Annotated in this window: 9 protein-coding genes; 2 read left to right on the plus strand and 7 right to left on the minus strand. The window is 70.6% G+C overall.

Translation table 11 applies throughout. The features are described from left to right. Nucleotides 1-44: 44 nt before the first annotated feature. On the plus strand, nt 45-1,247 hold the full coding sequence (locus AMK58_RS27780; RefSeq protein WP_051140961.1) for an MFS transporter: 1,203 nt from the start codon (nt 45-47) through the stop codon (nt 1,245-1,247). A 131-nt stretch (nt 1,248-1,378) separates the two neighbouring features. Then, nucleotides 1,379-2,410: a TRAP transporter substrate-binding protein DctP gene (gene dctP, locus AMK58_RS27785; RefSeq protein ID WP_051140962.1), complete on the plus strand. Its 1,032-nt coding sequence runs from the start codon at nt 1,379-1,381 to the stop codon at nt 2,408-2,410. A 79-nt stretch (nt 2,411-2,489) separates the two neighbouring features. Here the strand turns inward: dctP and AMK58_RS27790 are convergent, their stop codons facing one another. The 7 genes from AMK58_RS27790 to AMK58_RS27815 form a co-directional block, all read right to left on the minus strand. Beyond that, nucleotides 2,490-3,191 carry an SDR family oxidoreductase gene (locus tag AMK58_RS27790; RefSeq protein WP_035682752.1) on the minus strand — a complete coding sequence of 234 codons (702 nt, stop codon included), beginning with the start codon at nt 3,189-3,191 and terminating at the stop codon, nt 2,490-2,492. A 140-nt stretch (nt 3,192-3,331) separates the two neighbouring features. Next, the gene (locus AMK58_RS31740; RefSeq protein WP_257722163.1) at nt 3,332-3,457 is read right to left on the minus strand and encodes a hypothetical protein; all 126 of its coding nucleotides are present in this window, start codon (nt 3,455-3,457) and stop codon (nt 3,332-3,334) included. A 203-nt stretch (nt 3,458-3,660) separates the two neighbouring features. Beyond that, complete coding sequence (locus AMK58_RS27795) at nt 3,661-4,785, minus strand: glycosyltransferase family 9 protein (protein WP_059399586.1); 1,125 nt, start codon at nt 4,783-4,785, stop codon at nt 3,661-3,663. Further along, entirely contained in the window at nt 4,782-5,057 is a 276-nt protein-coding gene (locus AMK58_RS27800; protein ID WP_059399717.1) for an O-linked N-acetylglucosamine transferase family protein, read from the minus strand. The genes AMK58_RS27795 and AMK58_RS27800 overlap by 4 nt, the downstream gene beginning before the upstream one ends. Continuing rightward, the gene (locus AMK58_RS27805) at nt 5,054-5,281 is read right to left on the minus strand and encodes a hypothetical protein (protein WP_059399718.1); all 228 of its coding nucleotides are present in this window, start codon (nt 5,279-5,281) and stop codon (nt 5,054-5,056) included. The genes AMK58_RS27800 and AMK58_RS27805 overlap by 4 nt, the downstream gene beginning before the upstream one ends. Before the next feature lie 190 nt (nt 5,282-5,471). Further along, nucleotides 5,472-5,693 carry an O-linked N-acetylglucosamine transferase family protein gene (locus AMK58_RS27810; RefSeq protein ID WP_059399719.1) on the minus strand — a complete coding sequence of 74 codons (222 nt, stop codon included), beginning with the start codon at nt 5,691-5,693 and terminating at the stop codon, nt 5,472-5,474. A gap of 129 nt (nt 5,694-5,822) precedes the next feature. Further along, the gene (locus tag AMK58_RS27815) at nt 5,823-6,119 is read right to left on the minus strand and encodes a hypothetical protein (protein WP_059399720.1); all 297 of its coding nucleotides are present in this window, start codon (nt 6,117-6,119) and stop codon (nt 5,823-5,825) included. Nucleotides 6,120-6,231: the final 112 nt, after the last annotated feature.

The following is a 6,231-nucleotide window of genomic DNA, read 5'->3' on the forward strand; positions in this document are numbered from 1 at the left end:
GACCGTTCATGCGCACCGCGCCACCGCCACTTGTACGGACCCCCATGACCACGCAAGAAACCCCGCCCGCCCCCTTTCCCCTGCTGCTGGCGGAGGTGACCAGCGTCCAGACCGTCGCCACCCTGTCGGTCCTGACGCTGGCGACGGTCGCCCCGCTGGCCGCCGCCTCGCTGGGGGTGGGGTCGGAGGCGGTCGGCTACCAGATCAGCGTCATCTACAGCGCCGCCGCCCTGGTGTCGGCCTTCGCCGGGCTGGTGGTCCGCCGCTGGGGTGCCGGGACGGTGGGCGTCCTGGCGCTGGCTTTGGGGCTGGTGGGCTGCCTCGGCATCGCCACCGGCTTCCTGTGGGTCGCGGCGTTGGCGTCGGTGCTGCTTGGCATCGGCTACGGGCTGGTGAACCCCTCCTCCTCCCACCTCTTGAACCGCTTCACCCCGCCGGCCCGGCGCAATCTGGTCTTCTCGCTGAAGCAGACCGGCGTGCCGCTGGCCGGCGTGCTGGCCGGACTGACCCTGCCGGGAATCGGCGAGATCGCCGGCTGGCGCGGGGCGGCGCTGGCGGTGGCCGGCATGTTCGCGCTGTTGCTGGCCCTCTTCGCGCCGGGCCGCCGGGTGTGGGACGACGACCGCAGCCCCGGCCTGCCGATCCGCGGCAACCTGATGGAGGGGCCGCGGCTGGTCTGGCGGGTGCCGGCGCTCCGCGGCTTCGCCCTGATGGGCTTCTTCTTCTCGGCGATCCAGCTGTCGCTGATGGCCTTCACGGTGAACATGCTGGTGCACGACCTGCACTGGTCCATCGTGTCCGCCGGGCTGGCCGTGTCGGTGATGCAGGCGGCGGGGGCGGCGGCGCGCATCGGCTGGGGGCTGCTGGCCGACCGGCTGCGCTCCGGCGTGGCGGTGCTGGGCGGCATCGGCGTGCTGTCCGCAAGCGCCGCACTGGCCACCGCCGGCCTGGGGCCGAGCTGGCCGGTGCCCGCGGTGATCGGTGTTCTGACGGTGTTCGGCATCGCCGCCATCGGCTGGAACGGCGTGTTCCTGGCGGAGGTGGCGCGGGTCGCCCCGAAGGGAACGGCCAGCACGGCGACCGGCGGCGCGCTGATGTTCACCTTCTCCGGCGTGGTCGTCGGGCCGGCGCTGTTCGCCACCCTGTTCAACACGGTCGGCAGCTACGGCGAGACCTTCGCCCTGATGATGGCCTTCCCGCTGGCCGGGGCGGCGGCCGTCCTGTTCTGGTCGCGCCGCAAAAGCTGACGGCAAAGGCCATAGGCCCCATCGCGCATAGTTGTCCGTACAATAATGTTGGCACTCCCCACTGTTTTCCCCTATGATCGTTCGGACAAGCGGGCCAGAAGCGTCCGAACGCAATCTTGGGAGGGAAGCCGATGTTCAATCCGTCGCTGTTCAGGCCATTCTGGGCGAAGACGCTGCTGGTGGGAATGACGGTGGCCGGGCTGGCCGCCGGATCGCCGGGCCAGGCCCGCGCACAGGCGGCGCCGGTCGAGATGGTGATGACGGACGAGATCGCGACGTCCCACTGGACCGCCAAGATGATGGACGAGTATGCCGCCCTCATCGAGGAGCGCTCGAAGGGCCGCATCAAGCCGAAGGTCTTCCACTCCGGCACGCTCTACAAGGACAAGGACGCCGTCGCCGCCCTCGGGTCGGGCGCCGTGCACATGGTCTGGCCGGTCAGCGTGCAGCTTGAGAGCATCGCCCCGCAGTACGGCGTGGTGAACCTGCCCTTCGCCGTCACCGACGCCGCGATGTCCAAGCCGGAAACCGCGCAAGAGGTCTCCAAGCTGCTGTCCGGTCTGGTGGCCGACAAGGGCATCCGCGTCATGGGGCTGATGCGCACCGCCGACCTGATCTTCCTGTTCAAGGACAAGGAGGTCGACTCCGTCGGCGACCTGAAGGGCAGCAAGATCCGCCTGACCGGCGGGCGCGTCCTGCAGCTTCTGATGCGCGACTTCGGGGCCAGCCCGGTGTCGATGCCCGCCTCCGAAATGGCGGCGGCGCTGATGCAGGGCGCCATCGACGGCATCTACACCTCCGCCGGCGGCTGGGAGATGGTCGGCACCAACGCCGCCAAGGTCGCCTCGCTGGTGCCGGGCATGAGCCTGCTCACCTACTCGGTCCTGGTGGATGACAAGTGGATGAAGGGCCTGCCCGACGACCTGCGCCAGGTGGTGGAGACGACCACCAACGAGATCATCGCCAAGCAGTGGCAGCGCGCCATCGACGCCGACAAGAAGACCATGGACCAGATGATCGCCCAGGGCGGGCGTCTGGCCGTGGCGCCCGAGGCGGAGCAGGCGAAGTTCCGCGAGATCGCCAACAAGGTCAACCAGGACTATGTCCGGCGCTACCCTGAGATCTGGAAGCAGTATCAGGCCATCGTCGGCAACAAGAGCTGAGGCGATCCCCCTCGCTTCACCTCGCGGTGCGGGCGGCGTTCCGGAAGGAGCGCCATCCGCACCGTTTTTTTATGCGTGCTCAGACCGACCGCATGAGGCCGCCGTCCACCCGGATGTTCTGCCCGGTGATGTAGCCGGCCCCGTCGGAGGCGAGAAAGGCGACGGTCGCCGCGATCTCCTCGCTCTTGCCGTAGCGGGCCATCGGGACGCCCTGGCGCCGCTCCTCCGTCGCCGGAAGGCTGTCGATCCAGCCGGGCAGCACGTTGTTCATCCGCACATTGTCGGCGGCGTACTGGTCGGCGAACAGCTTGGTGAAGGAGGCCAGCCCGGCCCGCGCGACGGCGGAGGTCGGGAACATCGGGCTCGGCTCGAAGGCCCAGGCGGTCGAGATGTTGATGATCGTCCCGCCCTTCTGCCCGACCATGACCGGGGTCACCAGCCGGACCGCCCGGACGACGTTCAGGAAATAGACCTCGATCCCCTTGTGCCAGTCCTCGTCGGTCAGCTCCAGCAGGCCTTTTCGCGGGCCGTGGCCGGCGCTGTTCACCAGCGCGTCGATGCGGCCCCAGCGCTCCATCGTCCGGCTCACCAGACGCTCCAGATCCTCGGCGGACTGGTTCGAGCCGGTCACGCCGATCCCGCCCAACTCCTCCGCCAGAGCCTCGCCCTTGCCGGAGGAGGACAGCACCGCGACCTTGAATCCGTCCGCCGCGAGGCGCCGCGCCGCCGCAGCCCCCATGCCGCTGCCGCCCGCGGTGATGATGGCAACCTTATCGCCCATGATTCGTCATCCCTCTCCTGCCGGAACGGTTCGTCCGTTCCTTCTCTCCTCCTGTATCGCACCGGACGCAGGACGGGGCCAAGGGAAGCGTGCGTGTGCCTTCGGGCGCCGATCAAGGACAGCGCCGGATTCAGGGCCGGTCAGAGGGTGAGCAGGAAAGCCAGAGACGCGACCGGAGCCGCCGTGACGAAGCCGACGGCGACGAAACGCTCGACCGGGCTCCAGGACGCCCAATCCCGCTGAAGCGAGGACAAGAACGACTTCATGATCCCTCACGGACCGGCTGATGTTGCAATGCATATAAGATACGGTTTCCGAGGGCGTTCGTGCCAGGGGCGTGGCTTCCGTATCGCGAAATATCGGGGGGTGATGCAGCGCCGCCACAGGCCGGAAAGCGGCACTCCGAAAGGGCTTTGCCGGGGCGGGACCGTCAAAGGTTGCCCATCGGCCACAGGGACCGATGGACGCTTCAAGGCGACACGCCCTCGCCGAACAAAGCAAGGATTTGCGCCGCCGCCAGCTCCGGCGGGATCGAGGCGATGCAATGCGCCTCCGCCGCCGTGCAGCTTTCCGGCGGACAGGGCGCAAGCGCCGCCACGGGCCGCAACACCAGCGCCCGTGCGCACCAGGGCCGGAAGCGCTCCGGCGCGTGGACGTGGTTGGGGTCCCCACCCTCCGGATGGCAGGAGAAGACGGCGACCGGCACGCCCACGGCGGCCCCGAGATGGGCCGGACCGGAATCCATGGCGATCAGCCCCGCCGTCCGCTCGATCACCGCCGCCGCCGAGCGCAGCCCGGTCCGCCCGGTGAGGTCGGTGACCCGCCCCGGCAGGGCTGCGGCGATCCGCTCCGCCGCCGCCCGCTCCAGCTCCGTGCCGAGAACCGCCACCCGCGCGCCGAGCGCGATCGCCACCACGGCGACCACCGCCGTCAGCCGCTCCGGCGGGTATTCGCGACGCGACGCGGCGGCCCCCGGCGCCACGGCGATGATCCGCTCCCCCGCCGCATCGGCCAGCAAAAGGGCAGCCTCCGCCCGGTCCTCCGCGGTCAGGTGCAATTCCACCCCGGCGCCGTCCGGCACGCCGCCGGCGAAGCGCAGCAAAGCGAGGTTCTGCTCCACCTCGTGGCGTCCCGGCGGGGGCGTCAGCCGGTGGGTGTAGGCGCGGTCGAAGCCGGCGTTGCCCGACGCCTTCCAGGGCGTGACCGCCTCAGAGAATCCAACAACGGCGCGGGCACGGCTGTTCGCGGCGAGCGCCGTGGCGCCGTGGCGGTCGAAATCGTAGCGGGGGACCAGCGTCAGGTCGAAGCCGGCGCGGAACGCCTCCGCGAAGGCCGCCGCGCCGCCCGGCGTCACGCCGCGCAGGTCGATCCCCCCGGCCGGCTTCGGATGAGGCGCCACCACCGCGTCGACATGCGGGCAGGTTTCGGCGAGGTCGGCCACCGCCGGGCGCACCGCCAGCACGATGCGCGCCTGTGGCGCCGAGGCCCGCAGACCGCGCAGGAAGGGCGTGGCGAGCACGAAGTCGCCCACCTCGTCCAGCTTCACCACCAGGATGCGCTGGGCGGATGAAAGGTCGAAGACGGCGTCCGTCATGCCGCGCTCATGTCGATACGGGCGGGAGGCAAGCCGGCGCACCAGCGCCGCCACGCCATGCGGTAGCCGGCCTCGACCGCCCGGGCGTACCCTATCTCGTCCATCAGGGGGGAGCGCGCCATCCGCTCGCGCAAGCCCGCGCGTTGCGCCTCCAGAAAGGCGCGGTCCGTGGCCAGCCGGACGGCGAGCGCCACGTAATCGTCCTCGCGCTCCACCACCAGCGCGTCCAGCCCGACGCTGCCGAGCATCGTGGCGCCCCAGCGGGAGATCATCGCCTCCCCGCAATGGACAGCACCGGAACCCCCATCCACAGCGCGTCGCAGGTTGTCGTCCCGCCGTTGGCGAAGACGGGGTCCAGCGCGCAATCGAGCAGCCGATAATCCTCGTAAGGGTCCGGCGCGGTGCCGCGCAGCAGCAGCCGCGACTCCGCGACTCCATGGGCAGCGAAGGCGTCCAGCACCCGCCGCGCCACCCGCCGCCGGACAGCCCCCGCCATTTCAGCATCAGCCGCGCCTCCGGCACCGCCGCCAGCACCCGCCCCCACAGGCGCCAGCGTGGAGGCGTTCAGCTTCGTCAGGTTGTTGAAGGAACCGAAGTGAACACTCCGCCGTCTCGACCGGCGGGTGGCGGGCAGAGTGACGACAGACTCCGCAGGGCGGTAGCACAGCACGCTTCCGGCAGACGGATCAGCTTTTCCGTATGCAGGGCGTCCGCGCTCTGTGCGGCCGAAGCGGGTGGTCGGAGAACTGGTAATCCATCGCCGTCAGGCCCGTCGTGTTCGGGTAGAGCGGCAGGCTGACCTGGACCGGGGCCGGGCGGCGGATGAACAGCGGCATGCGGTTGCGCGACATGTGCCCGCCGCAGTCCACCAGCACGTCGATGCCGTCCGCCCGGATCAGGCGGTCCAACTCGCTGTCCGGCAGGGCCGCGACGGCGCGCCAGCGGTCGGCCAGTGCCGCGAAGCGGTCCGTCGCCGCGTCCTTGGCAGGTCCACGTAATAGCAGTCACCTCCACCGCCGACCGGTCGTGGCGCTCGATCAGCGGCAGCAGGAAGTGATAGCCCGGCCCCGGATAGCGCTGGAAATCCGGGACAGGTAACCGACGCGCAGACGACGCTCCGGATCGCGGTCCACCGCGTCGAAGCGCGGGCGGCGGCGGCACCGCATCACGGCGCGCTCGAAGCGCCGGTGTTCCTCGAACACCGCGCCGAGGTCGCCCCCTTCAGCGAAGCACAGGCAGAACAGCAGGTTGGAACGCACCTCCGCATCCTGCGGCGCGCGGTCCAGCGCGGCGCGCAGGGCGGCCACCGCCTCGCCATGGCGGCCAAGCGCCATCAGCGCGACGCCCAGGTTGGAACTGGCCAGCGCCCTCCCGCTCCGCCGTGCGCAGGGTCAGCGCCCGCCGCAGCAGGGTGAGCGCGTCGTCGAAGGCGCCCGCGTCGATGGC

The sequence above is a fragment of the Azospirillum brasilense genome (genome assembly GCF_001315015.1).
Taxonomy (GTDB): Bacteria; Pseudomonadota; Alphaproteobacteria; order Azospirillales; family Azospirillaceae; genus Azospirillum; species Azospirillum brasilense.

Coding starts and splice junctions, on each gene's coding strand:
- AMK58_RS27795 (WP_059399586.1), bottom strand. CDS start 4,785: ATGACGGACGCCGTCTTCGACCTTTCATCCGCCCAGCGCATCCTGGTG.
- AMK58_RS27790 (WP_035682752.1), bottom strand. CDS start 3,191: ATGGGCGATAAGGTTGCCATCATCACCGCGGGCGGCAGCGGCATGGGG.
- AMK58_RS27815 (WP_059399720.1), bottom strand. CDS start 6,119: ATGGCGCTTGGCCGCCATGGCGAGGCGGTGGCCGCCCTGCGCGCCGCG.
- AMK58_RS27805 (WP_059399718.1), bottom strand. CDS start 5,281: ATGGCGGGGGCTGTCCGGCGGCGGGTGGCGCGGCGGGTGCTGGACGCC.
- AMK58_RS31740 (WP_257722163.1), bottom strand. CDS start 3,457: ATGAAGTCGTTCTTGTCCTCGCTTCAGCGGGATTGGGCGTCCTGGAGC.
- dctP (WP_051140962.1), top strand. CDS start 1,379: ATGTTCAATCCGTCGCTGTTCAGGCCATTCTGGGCGAAGACGCTGCTG.
- AMK58_RS27800 (WP_059399717.1), bottom strand. CDS start 5,057: ATGATCTCCCGCTGGGGCGCCACGATGCTCGGCAGCGTCGGGCTGGAC.
- AMK58_RS27780 (WP_051140961.1), top strand. CDS start 45: ATGACCACGCAAGAAACCCCGCCCGCCCCCTTTCCCCTGCTGCTGGCG.